This is a genomic window from Gracilibacillus halophilus YIM-C55.5, assembly GCF_000359605.1.
Classification (GTDB): domain Bacteria; phylum Bacillota; class Bacilli; order Bacillales; family Amphibacillaceae; genus Gracilibacillus; species Gracilibacillus halophilus.
The window spans coordinates 1-18,943 of record NZ_APML01000079.1; the positions used below are offsets into that span (position 1 = coordinate 1).

Annotated in this window: 17 protein-coding genes; 1 reads left to right on the top strand and 16 read right to left on the bottom strand. The window is 40.1% G+C overall.

Going from position 1 to position 18,943, the window contains the following annotated elements; genetic code table 11:
• Positions 1–134: 134 nt before the first annotated feature.
• From gatB to modA, 14 genes are all read right to left on the bottom strand, one after another.
• Positions 135–1,568: an Asp-tRNA(Asn)/Glu-tRNA(Gln) amidotransferase subunit GatB gene (gene gatB / locus J416_RS13760; protein WP_003473954.1), complete on the bottom strand. Its 1,434-nt coding sequence runs from the start codon at positions 1,566–1,568 to the stop codon at positions 135–137.
• Positions 1,568–3,037: an Asp-tRNA(Asn)/Glu-tRNA(Gln) amidotransferase subunit GatA gene (gene gatA, locus J416_RS13765; RefSeq protein ID WP_003473955.1), complete on the bottom strand. Its 1,470-nt coding sequence runs from the start codon at positions 3,035–3,037 to the stop codon at positions 1,568–1,570. The genes gatB and gatA overlap by 1 nt, the downstream gene beginning before the upstream one ends.
• 12 nt (positions 3,038–3,049) lie before the next feature.
• Positions 3,050–3,340 carry an Asp-tRNA(Asn)/Glu-tRNA(Gln) amidotransferase subunit GatC gene (gene gatC, locus J416_RS13770; protein WP_003473956.1) on the bottom strand — a complete coding sequence of 97 codons (291 nt, stop codon included), beginning with the start codon at positions 3,338–3,340 and terminating at the stop codon, positions 3,050–3,052.
• A gap of 132 nt (positions 3,341–3,472) precedes the next feature.
• Positions 3,473–4,618, bottom strand: a complete 1,146-nt coding sequence (locus tag J416_RS13775; RefSeq protein WP_003473957.1) for a CamS family sex pheromone protein — start codon at positions 4,616–4,618, stop codon at positions 3,473–3,475.
• Positions 4,615–6,630: an NAD-dependent DNA ligase LigA gene (ligA, locus tag J416_RS13780; protein ID WP_003473958.1), complete on the bottom strand. Its 2,016-nt coding sequence runs from the start codon at positions 6,628–6,630 to the stop codon at positions 4,615–4,617. The genes J416_RS13775 and ligA overlap by 4 nt, the downstream gene beginning before the upstream one ends.
• 15 nt (positions 6,631–6,645) lie before the next feature.
• Positions 6,646–8,886 carry a DNA helicase PcrA gene (gene pcrA / locus J416_RS13785; RefSeq protein ID WP_003473961.1) on the bottom strand — a complete coding sequence of 747 codons (2,241 nt, stop codon included), beginning with the start codon at positions 8,884–8,886 and terminating at the stop codon, positions 6,646–6,648.
• Between the two features lie 13 nt (positions 8,887–8,899).
• Complete coding sequence (gene pcrB, locus J416_RS13790) at positions 8,900–9,589, bottom strand: heptaprenylglyceryl phosphate synthase (RefSeq protein WP_003473968.1); 690 nt, start codon at positions 9,587–9,589, stop codon at positions 8,900–8,902.
• 501 nt (positions 9,590–10,090) lie between these two features.
• Positions 10,091–10,789, bottom strand: a complete 699-nt coding sequence (locus J416_RS13795) for an aspartate/glutamate racemase family protein (protein WP_003473970.1) — start codon at positions 10,787–10,789, stop codon at positions 10,091–10,093.
• 84 nt (positions 10,790–10,873) lie between these two features.
• Positions 10,874–11,860 carry a Gfo/Idh/MocA family protein gene (locus J416_RS13800; RefSeq protein WP_003473972.1) on the bottom strand — a complete coding sequence of 329 codons (987 nt, stop codon included), beginning with the start codon at positions 11,858–11,860 and terminating at the stop codon, positions 10,874–10,876.
• 20 nt (positions 11,861–11,880) lie between these two features.
• Complete coding sequence (locus J416_RS13805; RefSeq protein WP_003473974.1) at positions 11,881–12,189, bottom strand: YerC/YecD family TrpR-related protein; 309 nt, start codon at positions 12,187–12,189, stop codon at positions 11,881–11,883.
• Positions 12,190–12,207: 18 nt separating this feature from the next.
• Positions 12,208–13,269, bottom strand: coding sequence for a DUF3048 domain-containing protein (locus J416_RS13810; protein WP_003473976.1), 1,062 nt, complete (start codon positions 13,267–13,269; stop codon positions 12,208–12,210).
• A gap of 105 nt (positions 13,270–13,374) precedes the next feature.
• Positions 13,375–15,117, bottom strand: a complete 1,743-nt coding sequence (locus J416_RS13815) for an adenine deaminase C-terminal domain-containing protein (protein ID WP_003473978.1) — start codon at positions 15,115–15,117, stop codon at positions 13,375–13,377.
• Between the two features lie 95 nt (positions 15,118–15,212).
• A complete protein-coding gene (gene modB / locus J416_RS13820) occupies positions 15,213–15,863 on the bottom strand; it encodes a molybdate ABC transporter permease subunit (protein WP_003473980.1) in 651 nt (216 codons plus the stop codon).
• Positions 15,838–16,605 (bottom strand): molybdate ABC transporter substrate-binding protein, encoded by a 768-nt coding sequence (gene modA / locus J416_RS13825; RefSeq protein WP_003473981.1) that lies wholly within the window; start codon positions 16,603–16,605, stop codon positions 15,838–15,840. The genes modB and modA overlap by 26 nt, the downstream gene beginning before the upstream one ends.
• Before the next feature lie 104 nt (positions 16,606–16,709).
• Between modA and moaC the strand changes: the two genes are divergently transcribed.
• Positions 16,710–17,204: a cyclic pyranopterin monophosphate synthase MoaC gene (gene moaC, locus J416_RS13830; protein ID WP_003473984.1), complete on the top strand. Its 495-nt coding sequence runs from the start codon at positions 16,710–16,712 to the stop codon at positions 17,202–17,204.
• 34 nt (positions 17,205–17,238) lie between these two features.
• Here moaC and J416_RS13835 read toward each other — a convergent pair whose 3' ends face one another.
• Positions 17,239–17,745: a MogA/MoaB family molybdenum cofactor biosynthesis protein gene (locus J416_RS13835; protein ID WP_003473986.1), complete on the bottom strand. Its 507-nt coding sequence runs from the start codon at positions 17,743–17,745 to the stop codon at positions 17,239–17,241.
• A gap of 139 nt (positions 17,746–17,884) precedes the next feature.
• Positions 17,885–18,733, bottom strand: coding sequence for a VOC family protein (locus J416_RS13840; protein WP_003473988.1), 849 nt, complete (start codon positions 18,731–18,733; stop codon positions 17,885–17,887).
• Between the last annotated feature and the right edge of the window lie 210 nt (positions 18,734–18,943).

Here is an 18,943-nt window from a genome sequence, read left to right on the forward strand (position 1 = left end):
TCGATTTTCCATGCAAACAGTCATCACAAAGTCAGCTGTTTGCCGAATAGGATAAAGCTCTCCGCCCATCTATATCTTCCCACAAAAAGGGAAAGGGCTGTGCCACGGGTGGTACAGCCCTTTTTCTTCATACGTTATCGTTTGTCGATTTCTTCTTTAATGATCTTATTAACCATTGGCGGATTGGCTTGTCCTTTAGTGGCTTTCATCGTTTGGCCAACAAGGAAACCGAGCGCTTTGTCTTTTCCATTTTTGTAATCGGTAATGGATTGTTCGTTTTCATCCAAAATGCCGGTAATGATCTCGCGTAGCTGTCCTTCATCAGAGATCTGCTCCAAGCCTTGATCTTTTACGATCTGTTTTGGATCGCCGCCGTTTTCAACGAGTTCAGAGAAAACTTTCTTCGCAAGCTTGGAAGAAATAGTGCCATCCTCGATTAAATTAATCATACTCGCAAGTGATTCGGGTGTCAGCTTTAAATCAGTAATTTCGAGTTGCTGCTTATTCATATAAGCCGACACTTCACCCATAAGCCAATTCGATGCTTGTTTCGCATCTGCGCCTGCCTTAATCGTATTTTCAAAGAAGTCTGCCATTTCCTTCGTGCTCGTTAACACACCTGCATCATACGCTGGTAATTCCAATTCTCTCACATAGCGATCTCTACGTGCATCAGGCAATTCTGGAATTTCAGCGTGAATGCGTTCTTTCCATGCTTCATCGATATAAAGTGGCACGAGGTCTGGTTCTGGAAAGTAACGATAATCATCAGATCCTTCTTTCACACGCATAAGTACCGTTTCTTTCTTTTGCTCATCATAACGACGTGTTTCTTGCAAGATTTCGCCGCCATCCTCTAATACGTCACGTTGGCGTTCTTCTTCAAACTCTAATCCTTTTTGAACAAAAGAGAAGGAGTTTAAGTTTTTCAATTCCGTTTTTGTTCCGAATTCTTCTTGCCCCACTGGACGGATTGAGATGTTCGCATCACAACGTAAAGAACCTTCTTCCATCTTACAGTCAGAAACACCCGTATACTGGATAATGTTCTTTAATTTCTCTAAATAAGCATACGCTTCTTTCGGTGTACGAATATCTGGTTCGGATACAATTTCAACGAGTGGTGTGCCTTGGCGGTTATAATCAACTAATGAATAGCCATCATCACCATGAGTGAGCTTACCCGCATCCTCTTCCATGTGAAGTCGTGTAATGCCGATTGTTTTCTTCTCACCGTCCACTTCAATTTCGATTGACCCATTTTCTCCAATTGGTTGATCAAATTGTGAGATTTGGTATGCTTTCGGGTTATCTGGGTAAAAATAGTTTTTCCGGTCAAACTTCGTATGTGTTGCAATATCACAATTCAATGCAAGAGCTGCTTTCATCGCATAGTTTACCGCTTCTTCGTTTAATACTGGTAGCACACCTGGATAACCTAAGTCGATTGGGTTAACATTCGCGTTTGGCTCGGAACCGAATGCGTTTGGACTCGGACTAAAAATCTTGGAAGCTGTTTTTAACTCTACGTGTACTTCTAAACCAATGACCGTTTCATAACTTGTCATTACTTGTCACCTCCTAGGTTCGGACGTTTCGTATGGTGATCCGTTGCCTGTTCATAAGCATATGCCGCACGATAGACAGTAGATTCATCAAAATGCTTACCAATGATCTGTAAACCAATTGGCAATCCTTCGCTAGAGAAACCACATGGAATCGACATACCTGGAACACCAGCTAAGTTCACGGGAATGGTTAATACGTCGTTCGCATACATTGTTAATGGATCATCGACTTTTTCGCCAACTTTAAACGCTGGTGTTGGTGTTGTAGGTCCGATAATCACATCATAGTCTTCGAATACTTTTTCAAAATCGTTTTTAATTAGTGTACGAACCTGCTGTGCCTTTTTATAATACGCATCATAATAACCTGAACTTAATGCAAATGTCCCTAACATAATACGGCGTTTTACTTCATCACCGAAACCTTCTGCTCGAGATTTCGTGAACATTTCCATCATGTCATCGGCATTTTCTGAACGAACACCATAACGTACACCATCAAAACGCGCGAGGTTGGCACTAGCCTCAGAAGAAGCAATCAGGTAATACGTTGCGACTGCATACTTTGAATGTGGTAAGGAAACTTCTTCCCATGTCGCACCTAATGCTTCATATTGTTTTAAGGCCGCCATGACGGCTTCCTTCACTTCTGGGTTTACACCTTCTTGTAGATATTCCTTCGGTACAGCGATACGCATGCCTTTTACATCTTGTTTTGTCGCTTCGCTGTAATTTGGAATGTCAACATTAGCAGATGTCGCATCCATCTTGTCTTGTCCTACAATTGCTTGTAAAAGATGAGCGTTATCTTCTACATTACGAGTAATAGGGCCGATTTGGTCTAATGAAGAAGCGAATGCGATCAAACCAAAACGAGAAACTAAACCATATGTCGGTTTCAAACCAACAACCCCGCAAAATGCAGCTGGCTGACGAATAGAGCCACCTGTATCTGAACCTAAGGAGAAAAGCACTTCTCCTGCGGCTACAGAAGCTGCTGCACCACCACTTGAACCGCCTGGCACATAGTCTGTATTCCAAGGATTGCGTGTTTTTTGATAGCTTGAATTTTCATTGGAAGATCCCATAGCAAATTCGTCCATGTTTAATTTGCCAATAGTTACTGTATGTGCATTTTTTAATTTATTAACGACAGTCGCGTCATATAACGGATCGTCTAAATTATCAAGAATTTGACTAGCAGCCGTTGTTCGCAAGCCTTTTGTAACAATATTGTCTTTCAAGCCGATCGGCATACCATAAAGAATGGATGCATCCGATCCACGTGCTTCATCTAATTGTTGTGCTTGTTTTTTCGCTTCTTCTTGATTTAAAGTTAAAAATGCTTGTACGTTGTCATCCACTTCATGAATTCGTTCAAATGAAGCATCGACAAGGTCGCTAACGGTAATTTCTTGTTTATGTAGCTTTTCTTGTAGTTCTTTTAATGTATAGTCAAATAATGACACGAAAATCCCTCCTTACTCTAAAATTGATGGCACGCGGAATTGTCCATCTTCTTGATCTGGTGCATTCTTTAGTGCATCTTCTTTGCGAATCCATTCTTTTGGTTCATCATTACGCATGACATTTTTTAAGTCGAGAACGTGTGTCGTTGGCTCGACGTTGTCTGTATCTAACTCATTGAGAAGTTCTGCATAATTAATGATGTCACCTAGTTGTTTCGTCATCGTCTCTACTTCTTCATCGGATAAAGCTAATCGGGCTAAATTTGCCACGTGCTTTACTTCCTCTTTCGAAATATCTGCCATTTTTCTGTCACCTCCAAAATAATTACCCTACGATAAGTAAAATCCATAACGTTTATTTTATCATGTATTGTTACATTTCAAAACATTTTTGCGTGCGTGAAGTGCTTTAACGTGATAACGCTTGTTATCTGTTTAACGATATATATGAACAAAGCCATCTTCTTCACCAGGTTTGCGAACAATTAACGCCTCTTGCTGATCGCCTGACGTAATATTCACTTCCAAATGAATCGAATTCGGAAAGCCTTCTTTCACTAAGCCATAGACATATTGAGTAAACCCAGTTAATTCAGCTTTTCCATAAAAAGAAACTGGTATTTCTATCGTTAACTCTTGCAATGTGTTATCGATATAAAATCCTTTTCCGATCACACTGACGTAGTTCGGAAAATAGTCTGAAACATCTTGATCGAGTTCATTGATCAATGCTGATGTGTCCGGATAATTTTCGTTATCATCACCTGAGGTAAAGAGAACATGTTCTTCATTCACCGACTCCCAATTATTGACCGATGTTTCATCTCCAGACACACTGGCTTTTGCGACATAATTTCCTGGGACAAGTGAATTTTGCTCTGCTTCACGGTAAACCGTTAGAAAAACTGGGACGTTTTCTAACCCTTCAATGTCACGGACGCGCTGAAGCACTTCGTCTGCAATATTATTTGCTTCACTAAGCATTTTTTCTTTGGATATTGTCTCATAATAATATGGACCGCCCGTTTCAGTTTGAAAACGATAGACAGATTTCATCGCAAGTGCGAGCGAGATCCCTTGCAACTCGACAACATCATCTTCAGTTCTCGTTAAATAATTCTGTTCAAGAATATGTGATAAATATTTTGGGTTATTTCTCTGCTGTTCTTGATTACTTGCATTCTCAATTACAGGGTTTAGCCCTTTCGGATGGTCCTCTTCATCATACCGCTCGAGCCAACTATATAATGTATCTTCGGTAATATATTGACCTTCTTGAAAATAATGGTCAGATGGAGCGTACACATCCTTTGATAAACGGCGTAGACCTTCTTCCATCGCATCAATATCAATACGATTGGCGATTTGGTTGGTAATGACCCCACGCGCTTGGCTTAACTTCGAATCAACGAGTACCCGATATTGCTCCTGAGAAACGTTGTAATTCGGTATAATCGCTGTTTCTTGTTCTGAATCATCTACCGTCTCATCAACAACTTCTTCATCTGATTCGTTAAAGGACGGAGCACAGCCTGCAAGCACCAATACCATCACTAAAATACTGACTATGCTCTTTTTCATTCTGTTTCCCCCTCAAGTTTTGCTTGCAAACGTTCTTCATCCCATACTTCTACACCTAATTTTTCTGCTTTATCTAGTTTTGACCCTGCATCTTCTCCTGCAATCAACACATCTGTCTTTTTACTGACACTACCAGTTACAGTGCCACCCAACGCTTCAATACGCTGTTTTGCTTCTTGTCTTGTGTAAATCGCTAATTTCCCGGTGAGGACGACCGTTTTTCCAGAAAATATAGCATCCTCACTGATTTCCGATGTATTCATGCCTTTATACGTGAGATTCAACCCTAATGCTCGTAATTCATCTAAAAGCTCACTCACGCGTTCATCCGCAAAGTAGCGGACGATGGAATCAGCCATTTTCTCACCAATTTCATCAATGGCAAGTAAATCTTCAAACGACGCCTGTTGTAAGTTCTCCATTGTCTCAAAGTGTGCTGCTAATGTTGTCGCTGCTTTAGATCCGACATAACGGATACCAAGTCCAAACAACAGTCGCTCGAGTGAGTTTTCTTTCGATTGTTCAATCGCTCCTAGTAAATTGGTCACCGACTTTTCACCCATTCGTTCAAGCTGCAACAATTCTTCGCGGTCTAAACGGTATAAATCAGCGATCGTTGCAATCAACTCTTCCCGGAATAATTGTTGGATGACCTTTTCACCAAGACCGTCAATATTCATCGCTGGACGTGAGACAAAGTGAATCAAACCTTCTTTTAATTGGGCTGGACAACTCGGGTTAATACAACGCAAAGCGACTTCTTCTTCTAAACGGACAAGTTCACTGCCACACGACGGGCATTCATTCGGCATGGAAAATGGAACTTGTTCTTCGGACCGTGTATCTTCTACGACACGAACGACTTCCGGAATGATGTCACCAGCTTTTTTGATCACAACGGTATCACCAATGCGAATGTCCTTTTCATGAATTAAGTCTTCATTATGTAAGGATGCACGCTGTACGGTTGTACCGGCGACTTTTACCGAGTCAAGAATCGCTGTAGGTGTCACCACACCCGTGCGACCCACACTGAGTTCTATATCGGTTAGCTTCGTGACCGCTTCTTCAGCAGGGAATTTATAAGCAATGGCCCAACGCGGACTTTTCGCCGTAAAACCGAGCTGTTCTTGTGCGTCTAAGTCGTCTACTTTAATGACGATCCCGTCGATATCATATGAAAGATTTGCTCGTTGTTCAACCCACTTGTCAACATATTCAATGACTTCATCTATGCCTTCACATTTTCGCCATTCAGGATTCGTTTTAAAACCGAGGTTTTCCAAGTAGTTCAACCGTTCGCTATGTGTCGTAAGAGTACCAGATTCCCATTCACCTACGGCATATAAAAAGATATCTAGTTGGCGTTTGGCTGCAATTTTTGGATCTAGCTGACGCAACGATCCAGCTGCTGCGTTACGCGGGTTGGCAAATGGTTCATCTCCGTTTTCTTCACGTGCTTGATTCAATGAAACAAACGCCTCTTGTGGCATAAAGGCTTCTCCGCGCACTTCAATCGGATTCGTATCTTGAATTTTCAAGGGGATACTGCGTACGGTTCGTAGGTTACTCGTAATATCTTCACCTGTTGTTCCGTCCCCGCGTGTAGCTCCTTGTACAAAGACGCCATCTTCGTATTGTAAGGAAACCGCCAGCCCATCAATTTTTAATTCACAAACATAATCGACGTGAGTTTTATTTAATCCTTCTCGCACGCGCCGGTCGAAATCACGCAAGTCTTGTTCATTAAATCCATTGCCAAGACTTAACATCGGCACACGATGATTGACTTTCTCAAAGGCGTCCAGTGGCTCGCCGCCAACTCGCTGCGACGGCGAGTCAGGTGTAACGAGCGATGGATAGGACTTTTCGATTTCTTGCAATTCCTTCATTTTTTGGTCATATTCAAAGTCAGAAACACTTGGGTTATCCAACACATGATATTCATAATTGTATTGATTCAACTCTTCTCGTAAAGCTTGTAATCGTTTTTCGGCTTGTTCTTGATTCACTTCGTAGTCACCTCCTTAAGCTTTCGTAATGGGAGCGAATTTTGCTAACAGTCGTTTCACACCTGTTGGCGCTGGAAATGCGATATCTAATTCCATCGCTTCTCCTTCACCTTCTATTTTCACAACCGTCCCTTGTCCCCATTTTTTATGATTCGCTTTATCACCGACTTGCCATTCATGACTTTCACCACCAGTGGTTCGCTGGGCTTTTCGTTTTGGTTCTGGTTGAGCTGGTTGAGCAGTTGGCTCTTGGAAAGGTAGCTCATCGTCCGTAATTTGAATGTTGCTTTGACCGAATATTGATTCTTTGGCTTCCTCTCTTCCGTCAACCAAATGTTCTGGCATTTCATCAATAAATCGGCTGACTGGATTTTGATTGACATTTCCGAATAATGTACGCATTCTCGCGTGAGACACGTGAAGCATTTCTTCTGCTCGTGTAATCCCCACATAAGCTAATCGTCGTTCTTCTTGCATTTGCTCTTCATCCATAATCGAACGACTATGTGGAAATACATTTTCTTCCATACCGATTAAAAATACAACGGGAAACTCCAAACCTTTTGCTGCATGCAATGTCATCATGGTGACTTTATCATCATTTTCTTCTTCATCTACTCGATCAATATCCGATACGAGCGCTAAATCAGTCAGGAAACTCACAAGTGTTTTATCTTCATTCGTCTCTTCAAAATGTTTCGTCACCGTTTTAAATTCTTCGATGTTTTCTAAACGGGTTTGTGATTCTAGTGATTTATCATTGATAAGCATTTCTTCATAACCAGTCTGCGTAATCACTTCTTCGACCATATCGGTTGCAGTTAAAAATTCTTGCTGTTGCGTCCAGTTTTTAATCATCTGGCCAAAATTCATCAGTGCTTTTGCAGCTTTGGCACTCACGCCAACAAAATCGATTTCTTGAACCGCTGTGTAAAATGAAATATCATGCGCTGCCGCATAGGCTTCTAACTTATCCATTGACGTTTTTCCGATTCCTCGCTTCGGTTCATTGACGATACGTGCAAAACTAATATCATCATCAGGATTTACGATTAATCGTAAATACGCTAGCAAATCTTTAATTTCTTTACGGTCATAGAATTTCGTTCCACCGATCATTTGATACGGAATGTTTGCTTTCATAAATGTTTCCTCTATGGCACGGGATTGTGCGTTTGTCCGGTACAGAATGGCAATATCTTTATGATGATACTCTTTTTCATCAATTAATTCTTCAATTCGATTGGCGACAAACAATCCTTCTTCACGCTCGGTTCTTGCTTGATAATAATGAATGTTCGTTCCTTCGTTATTTTGTGTCCATAGATTTTTGGGCTTGCGTCCCGTATTGTGTTGAATCACGTGGTTCGCTGCTTCTAAAATCGATTGTGTCGAACGATAATTTTGTTCAAGCATGACGACACGTGCATTGGGATAGTCTTTTTCAAATGAAAGGATGTTACTAATATCTGCTCCTCGCCATGCATAAATCGACTGATCAGAATCACCCACTACACATAGGTTTTGAAAACGAGATGCGAGCTGTTTAACTAAATAATATTGAGCGTGGTTCGTATCTTGATACTCATCGACATGAATATATTGAAAACGACGCTGATAATATTCTAATACTTCTGGAACACGTTGAAATAAGTGAATCGTCTGCATAATCAGATCATCGAAATCAAGTACTTGGTTTTTTCGCAAGCGTTTCTGATACTCTTGATACACTTCACCAATTTGACGTTCATAGAAGTTATTGACCGATTCGTTGTATGTTTCAGGTGTGACCAGTTCATTTTTCGCCCCACTAATCGCGCCTAAACAAGCGCGTGGTTGGAACTGTTTCGTATCGATATTTTTCTCTTTTAAAATATTTTTCACTAATGTTAACTGATCACTGCCGTCTATTATCGAGAAGTTTCGGCTGTAACCAATACGGTCAATATCGCGTCGCAAAATACGCACACACATTGAGTGAAATGTCGATACCCACATGTCAGCGCCGCGTGATCCAACTAAGTCTGTAATCCGTTCTTTCATTTCCCGGGCTGCTTTATTCGTAAAGGTGATCGCGAGTATATTTCGTGGAGATACTTCTTTTTCTCCTAATAAATAGGCAATCCGGTGTGTGAGCACGCGTGTTTTTCCACTGCCAGCTCCAGCCATAATTAATAATGGGCCTTCTGTATGTTTGACCGCTTCTTGTTGCTTTTGATTTAATCCTTTCAATAAGTCGTGGACGGTTTGTGCCACAATTACACCACCTTCAACTTGTTTGCTTCACTGCTTTGACTGTTTTTAATGCTTCTTTCGGCTTATCATATAGACTGTTTCCAACGACTACAATATCCGCATACTGACTCATTTCTGCTGCTTGTTGCTTCGTTGTAATGCCACCGCCATAAATTAATTTTGTGTCGGTTAGCTCGTCTGCTATTTTTTCTACGAATGTTGCATCTGCATATGTACCGCTAAATTCAAGGTAAAAAAACGGCAATCGAAATAAATGCTCTGCCATTCTTGCATAGGCAATCGCATCTTCTTCAGTAGGGAGCGTACATTCAGTGTGTTGATACACTTTCGACTCATCATTCATAATGCAATAGCCTTCTGCAAGCATTTCTTGCCAATTGATCACATCACCATATTCACGAACGGCTTCTTGTTGAATATCCATCATCCATTTTTTCTTTTGACTATTTAACACCATCGGAACAAGATAGTAGTCAAATCCAGGTGTGACCGATTCAATATTCGAAATTTCTAATAAAACAGGAACTGAGTGGCGACGAATGCTTGATAATAAATGTAAGACGCCATCAAGTGTAACATCATCCGTTCCGCCGACAATGATCGCATCCGTTCCTGACTCACAGATTTTGTCAATCATCTCGTCCGATAACTCTTTGGCAGGATCAAGCTTAAATATGTGTTTCCATTCATCTATGTTATACACAGTTACATCCTCCATCACGTTTCTTTCTCCATTATTTTATTATAGCAAAAAATCTAGGCAAATTCAGAGTGATTATATGGAAAGTTGAAAATTGATTTTTCTGTGGATCGCGGAGGCGGTTGGATTATTTTATCCTGCAAACAAGACGAGGTTGTATGGCTGTTTGCAGGATAAATGGTGTTTTTGATGCAAACAGGTAGTTCGATATTTCATATTTGACTTGAATATCATTTTTCGATGCAAACAAAACGCATTTTCAGTCGTGTTTGCATCGTATATCAATTTTCCGTGCAAACAGCCTTAATTCATTTTTCTGTTTGACTCATATCACATTTTTTGATGCTAACAGCGAGTACAAATGCCACGGTTTGCAGTATATACTTGTTTTTGATGAAAACAGCGAATCTAAATTTCACTTTTTGCATCATACATCCACGAGCCAAAAACCGAACGACATTGTATAATTTGCCGCTCGGTTTGACTCTTCTCTTTATTATAAAATTATGAATGAAGTATTTGATCGACGGTGCGATTAATGTGAATGTCAGTTGTGTTCAATTCTGGGATATCGAGGTCATCTTCTTTGATAATCATCGGAAGTTCTGTACAACCTAAGATGATTCCTTCAATCCCGTCTTCTTTTCTCATTCGTTCGATAATCTCTAGATAACTTTGTTTTGTTTCTTGATTCACGATGCCATTCTCTAATTCAGCAACAATTTTTTCATGTATATATTGTTGTTCTTGCTCATGAGGCACAATGATTTCGGTATTTCCATCACGAAAAGGCTGCTTAAAAAAGTCATGTTCCATCGTGAATTTCGTACCGATTAGTCCCATTTTATTCAAGTCAAGTGATTCTGCCTGTTTGTATGTTTCTTCTACAATACTAATCAGTGGTATATTCGTGTTCTCTTGTACTTTTTCAAAAACGATATGAGGCGTGTTCGCAGAAATAATCGCAAAGTCTGCTCCGGCCGTGTCTACTGTATTCACCGCTTTCGTAAGATAATCAGCTAATCCATCCAAATTGCCATTACTTATGAATGTAAACACTTGATACATATTGATACTATTAATCACTAATTCTGGTAATACTTCCTGACTACCTAACCGTTGTTGATATTTTTTTATAATCGATTGGTAATATTCAACCGTTGATTCAGGGCCTAATCCACCGATAATTCCGACTTTATTCATCATTATCCCTCCTGGTTTACTCAGAATGGTTACAAATAAATTATATCATTTTATAAAAAAAGACTCCATCATAATGATAGAGCCTTACTGCTGGTCTGCTGGAAAACGAAGTCCGATATCATCTCTAGCGGTGTCTAACACACGGATCACCTCAAGTGATTTGTCCCATGTATTGACCTCATTTTCTAATAATTGATTTTGAATCGTTTCGATAAAAGATTTCGCTTCATAATACATGGTTTTCTCTACTTGTTCACCATCAATTCTTTCTTCAGATCCGTCATGATAGACAATCTTTACATCTTCCATATCAGAAAATTTGCCGATCACGATCGAACCTTTTTCACCTTGAATTTCTGACGGGAGGGTTGAATTTGTAATCTTGGAAAACATCGCAACACCATTCACAGACGGATAATCTACCGTCACGGTACCTTCTCCGTCCACACCCGAATCAAGCATATACGCTGTCGCTTTCACTTGATGAGGTGCACCAAACAGCGCAACCATTGGATATAAACAATATACACCGATATCCATTAATGAACCATTCGACAGTTCTGGCTTAAAAGCGTTTAATACAATACCTTCTTTATACTTATCATAGCGTGATGAATATTGACAGAAATTTGCTACATAGCGACGTACGGGCCCAATTTTATCAAGACTCTCTTGAAGCCGCTTGAAATTCGGCACATGGGTTGTCTTCATTGCCTCCATTAGTGCGGTTTGATTTTGTTTTGCTGCATCAACCATTGCTTGCACTTCTCGTTCATTTGACGCAAATGGTTTTTCTACAATGACGTGTTTACCACCATTCATACAAGTAATCGCCTGTTCGCTGTGAAATGCTGTAGGTGAAGCAATATAAACAGCATCAAATTGCTCACTGTTAGCAAACTGTTCTAAATCTGTATATGTATGCTCAAGGTTATGCTTTTCAGCAAATGCTGTCGCTTTTTCTTCCGTACGAGAATAAACGGCCGTTAATGTGAAGTCCTCAATCTGTGATGCACCATCAATAAAACGATCGGTAATCCAATTCGTCCCGATCACACCAAAACGTATCATCGATATCCTCCCCTTATCGGTTATTCTGATCTTTCGTTCTTCTGATTGGTTCGATCTAATACCATGCGATAACCATCATTGCCATAGGTAAGGCAACGTTTAACACGAGAAATCGTCGTCGTTGAAGCACTTGATTCTTCAGCAATAGCGGTATATGTCTGTCCTTCATCTAGCATTCGTGCCACCTGTAAGCGCTGAGCCAATGATTGAATTTCACTCATTGTTGCAATATCATCAAAAAACCGGTAGCATTCTTCTCTTGTCTCTAAACTTAAAATCGCATCAAACAATTGGTCCAGCTGTTCACCACGTAGCTTATCAATTTGCACGGTGCTCATCTCTCCTTTTTATTCTGACGCGCCAACTAGATTTACGCCCTCAATACCTGGGTCATTTGGAATGACATTAATCCACGTTTTCCCTGAAACAAATGGGACTGTTTCACCATCTTTTGTTGGGATTATTTTATCACCCATACGTTCCCATTGCACGTGTTGCGCTTTACCTTTCTGCAGTAGTAAAGCATCGCCGCCAGATTCAAAGTCAATCTCCCGTCTCCCTTCATCATCGATCACTTGATGGCTTGTTTCCATGATCAGCACATTCTCCATCGTTACAGGGGCTTGATCCGCTAATTCTACCGTTTGTTCACCATCGCTAAAACGTTTATACCTTTGATTGGCTTCATCATAAGCATAGCGAACCGTATTATTTCCATATTGAAATTTCACTTCAGAAGCCGTGTCCCCTGTTATTTCTGCTTGATCTGTAAAAGGTAGCGGTTCATAATCTGTTTCTATCTCATAGCCTTTTTCTTCAGCTTTTTCATAAATGCCATCGACGATCGCATAAGAATTATGGGGGGCTACTCGGTTAGAAGAACGTTCAAAATGGACATTATCACCATCCCATGTGGCTCCACTAATATAATCTACCGCACCACCTGTAATCATATTATTAATAAACTCTGCTGCACCGTGATATACATAAAACGCACCATAGTCATCGGCCAAATGAAAATAATAAGGGCGCGCACTACGAACAGGCCCAACTTTTTCGGGCAATTCACTTTGGAATAATGCCATAAACCGTGTAATGTTACCTTCTGCTAAAATTTCAAACACAATGTCTGCTTTTGACAAGCCAGTCTGCGGACGTGCCTTCGGATGATTATTGACCATCACGGCCATCATACGATTCGTCGGTTCCTCATCGGTCGCTACACCTGTTAATGGATAAATATATTCAGGTGGCTGTTCTGTAGGTTGGTCGTCACCCTCTGTCTCTTCACTTTCTTCAGATTCATTTTCAGACGGAGATGTTTCTGTTTGATTGCTTGTTTCTTCATCTTGATTCGAACAAGCCGCTAACAATGTTAACATCATGACAAATAATAAGAGCTTTTTCATCTTTCACACACCTTTACTAATTATGATATCAATTCCTGTTGTTAAAAATAAAGAACGACATGCCTTACAAGTGCATGCCGTATATTTTCTCCTATTATAACAAACTTAGCGCATGATCGCAGGGAATAATACATGTTTTTTCTTTACATCGATAATGCCTACTGGTGTAATTCGCACATACGGCAAGTGCATCGATGATAGAAAAAGCAAGCTATATGGTGGATCATCATAATGGTAACCATGATCTTTTAATAAACGTTTGAATGTTTTATCCTTTTCAATTAAGTCATCCATATTCCCATCATACATCATGCCTGATATGGTTAACGGAAGTTCAAAAATGACTTCGCCCTCATGAACGAGAACAATGCCGCCACCGATTTCTTTCATCCGAGAAAATGCTAATAGCAAGTCAGACTTGCTTTTCCCGATCATGACAATGTCACCTGTGAGAGAATAGGAGCTAGCTAACCCCCCTAATGTTTCTGTAAAACCTTTGATAATCGTATTTACACGCCATTTTCCATCTCTGTCTACAAGCATTAAAAATGACTCATCATTAGAAGCGATAATCTTCTCTGTATTGGCATCAATCGTCACTGGGTATGGTTTCATAATCACGTCATTTTCCATTCGCATTCCTACAGGCATTGAAAATTGCATATCATTTTCAGATAAATGCCAATCTAATGCAAGTGGATCCAATCCATAATTTGACCAATCTATCGTATCACCTTGATAAACTCTTTCACCATCACGTTTCATCCACGTACCCTTTGCAATAACAGAGACAGGTGTTGCATTGTCTTTCGTTGATAAAATATTGAGATGCGCTACACGACCAGGAGCAATGCCACCGAGGCGTTCTTCCAAATGGAATTGTTCCGCTGCATTATATGTTGCCATCATATAGGCTTCAATTGGTGGCACTCCTTGATCAATAGCAATCTGAATACACTGATTCATCAGACCATTTTGATAAAAAGCAGGTGTCGCTCCGTCTGTCGTCATCGTTAAATGATCATAATGAGAAATTCCCAACTGTTGCAATTCAGATAATATGTTGGCTAAATCTGGTCGTACGGATGAATTACGTAGTCCCACGCGGTATCCCATCGTAAGACGGCGATAGACTTCTTCTCCTGACAGCGCCTCATGATCAGATGTGGTACCTAATAATTTTAATTTGACTAACGTTTTTTCACTGGCACCTGGAAAATGGCCTTCAACCGGTTTGCGCAGACTTCTGGCATCTTGCATCCAATATAAAATCCGATCATCATCTTTCAATACTTGTGGCCACGCCGTTAGTTCACCTCCCTGTACAACGGCCTCATGTTGCAACCAGTCATGCACTACTTCGTCTGTTAGTATTTTTTCTTCATCACGTAATTCTGACTGAGAATCAAATCGCGCCCACCAATACATTGATACAGGTAGTTGTGAGAAAGTATCGATTAATGAAAACGCTTTCTCTTTGTTTGTTAAATAAAGCCATGGCAAATTATCATTCATCATTGTTGTCGTTCCTGTTTGTGCTGCATGCATAGCAAGTTCATGAGGATTATACAATTGAAATGGATGAACATGTGGTTCAATATAACCTGGAACTACATATTGATCACGACAATCGACGACTTCTACGTTCTCTAAATCATGTGGAAGTTCTTTTCCTACATATACAATCCGATCCTTGTAGATCCAAATATGTGCTTGTAACCATTGTCTTAAGAATACATTTAAGTATGTTGCATTCTTTAGAATGACTGTTGGTGACTCATCGCCATCCAAAACGGCTATTTGTTTACGAATTTCTTTATTCCGCCATCTATACAAGTGATTATCCATCACAATCTCCTCTTTCATTATTCATTGTTACCAACATTTTACCATGTTTTGATAGCGTTTGCATTGTTTGTTATTGACAAATTTATGACGATTTTTTAGGCAGTCTTACGTACAAAAAAGATCATCAAGCTACTAACGACAATAATCGACACAACCCATGACCATGCGAGTGGCATTCGACCTGATTCAAACGCTACATAGATCGCCATCGGAACTGTTTGGGTTTTTCCAGGGATATTTCCAGCAAACATCAACGTCGCTCCAAACTCACCCAGTGCACGAGTGAAGCTAAGAATCATTCCTGTAAACAGGGATTGCTTGGCTAATGGCAATGTCACCTTGGAAAAGACAAGCCTTTCACTCGCTCCGTCTACTCGCGCTGCATCTTCCACATCTTTTTTTACTTGAGAGATGCCTGTTCGCACTGATTGATACATTAAGGGAAAGGCAACGATTCCCGCTGCAATAATGGCTGCTGTTACTGTAAACATTAATGATTGTTGAAATATTTGTTGGATCGCTTGACCTAAGATACCGTTTGTCCCGAAACACATAATCAGTAAAAAGCCAATGACCGTTGGCGGTAACGCGATGGGCATCATAAACAAGATGTCTAATAAAAGTTTACCTCGAAAGTTCTTCTTTTCCATCAGCCACGCTATACCCGTTCCGAAAACAGTAACAATGAGTAAGGCTGTGATCGATACGATAAGTGAGACTTTAATCGGTTGAAAAAAGGGATCCATCTACTTCACCAACTGTTGAGAATCCATATTTTTGGAATATTTGTTGCACTTGATCGGTTTGTAAAAAGGCTAAGAATTTCTCCGCTGCTTCTCTATTTTGCGCTTGTTGAGTGATACCAACAGGATATATAATATCGGAATAGTCGCCCAACGGTAATTGATGATTAATGGCTATATCTTGAAACTGCATTGCATCGGTTTGATAAGCGATACCTACATCGACATTCTCACTTTGCACATACTGAACGACTTGGCGCACATCTTTGGTTTGGACGATTTTTGACTGTATGGATTGGTAGATGTCTGCATTGACTAACGCTTGTTTGGCATAGTAACCCGCCGGAACAGATGCTGGTATACCAATCGCTATTTTTTCTAAAGAGGCTAGTGATTGGTGCTGTGTATCCTTTCGTTGAATCCATACCAATTGATTCGATAACAAAGGGCGTATGGTTGATGTGTCAATACTTCCAGCATCAACTGCTCGTTGAAACTTGTCAGTCGATGCTGATAAAAATACATCAGCAGGTGCTCCTTGGATAATTTGTTCACTCAGACTACCAGATCCACCTAGATTGATTGTAATCCTAATCGCTTCTTTTTCCTCATATAGATCAACAATCTCTTCCATGACATTCGTCAACGAAGCAGCAGCAGATATCGTTAATTCTGTTGAATCAGACTGATGGCTACAACTGCTCATCGGAATGATAATTATCATGAAAATAAATAGTTTTTTCATTGTATTCTGACTACCTTTTTGAATGTTATTTTCAGAGTTTAGTATAACATGTTTTTTATAAACAAATGATTATTGTATACTAGAATAAAAGGTTGGTGAGCACAATGAGTGAGTTTTCTCATATGAATCAACAAGGGCGAGCGAAGATGGTGGATATTACTGAAAAACAAACCACCCATCGAACGGCAAAAGCTCGTTCCAGTATTTTTGTTAGTGATACGATTCATGACAAAATAGTTGATCAATCCATTGAAAAAGGCGATGTTTTATCTGTCGGTCAAATCGCAGGAGTTATGGGAGCGAAACAGACAGCGAATGTAATTCCGATGTGTCACCCGTTACCATTAAGCGGTGTTGATATACAATTTACATGGAAAAAAGCAAGTGAAGGTTATGAGTTGATATTTACAGTTACGGTCAAAACAAAGGGGAGTACCGGAGTAGAGATGGAAGCACTAACAGCTGCTTCGATAACAGCCCTCACCATATACGATATGTGTAAGGCGCTTGATAAAGGAATGGTCATCGGTCAAACATACTTAATTGAAAAAACAGGTGGTAAAAGTGGAGACTATCATAGAGAAGATGAAAGTGAATAAACGGAAGCTATTATGTTCACTTCCGTTTATATGATTAGTCTTTTTGTATTTCACTCACGATATGTTTCATTTCTGGCATAATCAATTTCTCCATAGCTAACTTTACTGCACCAGAAGAGCCTGGTGTTGCGAAAATCGCCGTATCATTTGCTACACCAGCTAATGCTCTGGATAAAATCGCCGCTGAACCAATATCTTCTTGGTAACTGAGCATCCGAAACATTTCACCAAAACCAGGAAGTTGCTTATCTAAGATGTGTTCAACGACTTCAATCGTCACATCACGCTTGGCTATGCCTGTACCACCATTTAACAGTATTACATCAATATCTGGATGATCAACGCCTTGATCGAGCGCCTGTCTAATTTCACGTTTTTCGTCTTTGACAATTTGATAATCTTTAATTTGCACGTTTTCGGCTTCTGCAAACTCCTTCATCAGTTGACCGCTTTTATCATTCTCTTTCGACCGCGTATCACTAACCGTTACAATCTGACACCGCATCGTTTCTGGTGCATCGGTTTGATGAGCATGCGCCATTTTCATTCTCCTCTACAGCATGATGAAACTGATTCATGCTTAAAATTTTTGTTACATGATATTTTATCATAGTCGTCACAATCTATGTAAAACAATCAGGTAGAAAAACACATCTTTCATGGACCAACTGGATGTTTTGTTAAACGGTTAATCGTATTTTGTTGCCAGATGGATCTTTCGTGACGGCATGATCTGCTTCTACTTTTACCGATCCACCGATTGATTTTACTTGTTGCACTGCATGATCCAATGCTTCCTTTGACGGATACGTAATCGTGAAAGACTCCATTCCGACACTATTTGCAGACGGCTGTGGGGCTCCAACACCTATCCATGTATTTAATCCGATATGATGATGATAATGTTCGGTTGAAATAAATAACGCTTGATCGCCGAATTGGCATACCGTCTCAAATCCAAGACCTTTTTCATAAAATTGTTTCGTTTGCGGAAGTTTAGCTACATGTAAATGAATGTGCCCCATGACGGTATCCTTGGGCAAGCCATCCCACTCACCTTTTGTTCCTTCTTTTATTAAATCGTCAAAATCGATCGGATCAACTGCCATTTCCACTTGCCCATCCTTCCATGTCCATTTCGATGGATCACGGTCACGATACACTTCAATTTGATTGCCATCGGGATCATTCAAATAAAGTGCTTCACTTACCAAATGATCTGATGAACCTAAGTAAACACTGTAATCAATATAATGCAGAACAAAATTCGCTAAATCTCTACGTGTTGGTAAAAGAACGGCAAAATGATATAAGCCTGTTGTCCGTGAATCTTTTGGTTGAATATCTTCTGGTTGTTCAATCGTTAATAAACATGTTTCACCATCTGCCGTTAATGTTGCTGTGCGATCGGTCTTTTCTAAGATGCTAAAGCCGATGATTTCTTGATAAAACTGTAGGGAGCGGTCTAGATCTTGTACTTTTATGGCTACGTGACTAACGAACGTTGCTGGTTGTTGATGAAAATGCATAAGCTCCTCCTTTGACTTACTTTATGTAAGTAATTATACTTTTGTAAGTAATTGGAGTCAAGTCAGATATTTCAGGATGTGGATGGATCGCGTCTAACGTAATATTTTTCTGTCTTTATTGTTCTGATTATGTGTGGATTTCCCGGTAAAATCTCAATTACTGGGAAATCTCCTATCCAGCATCCGCAGGTTTCCTGGTAAATCCTCTAT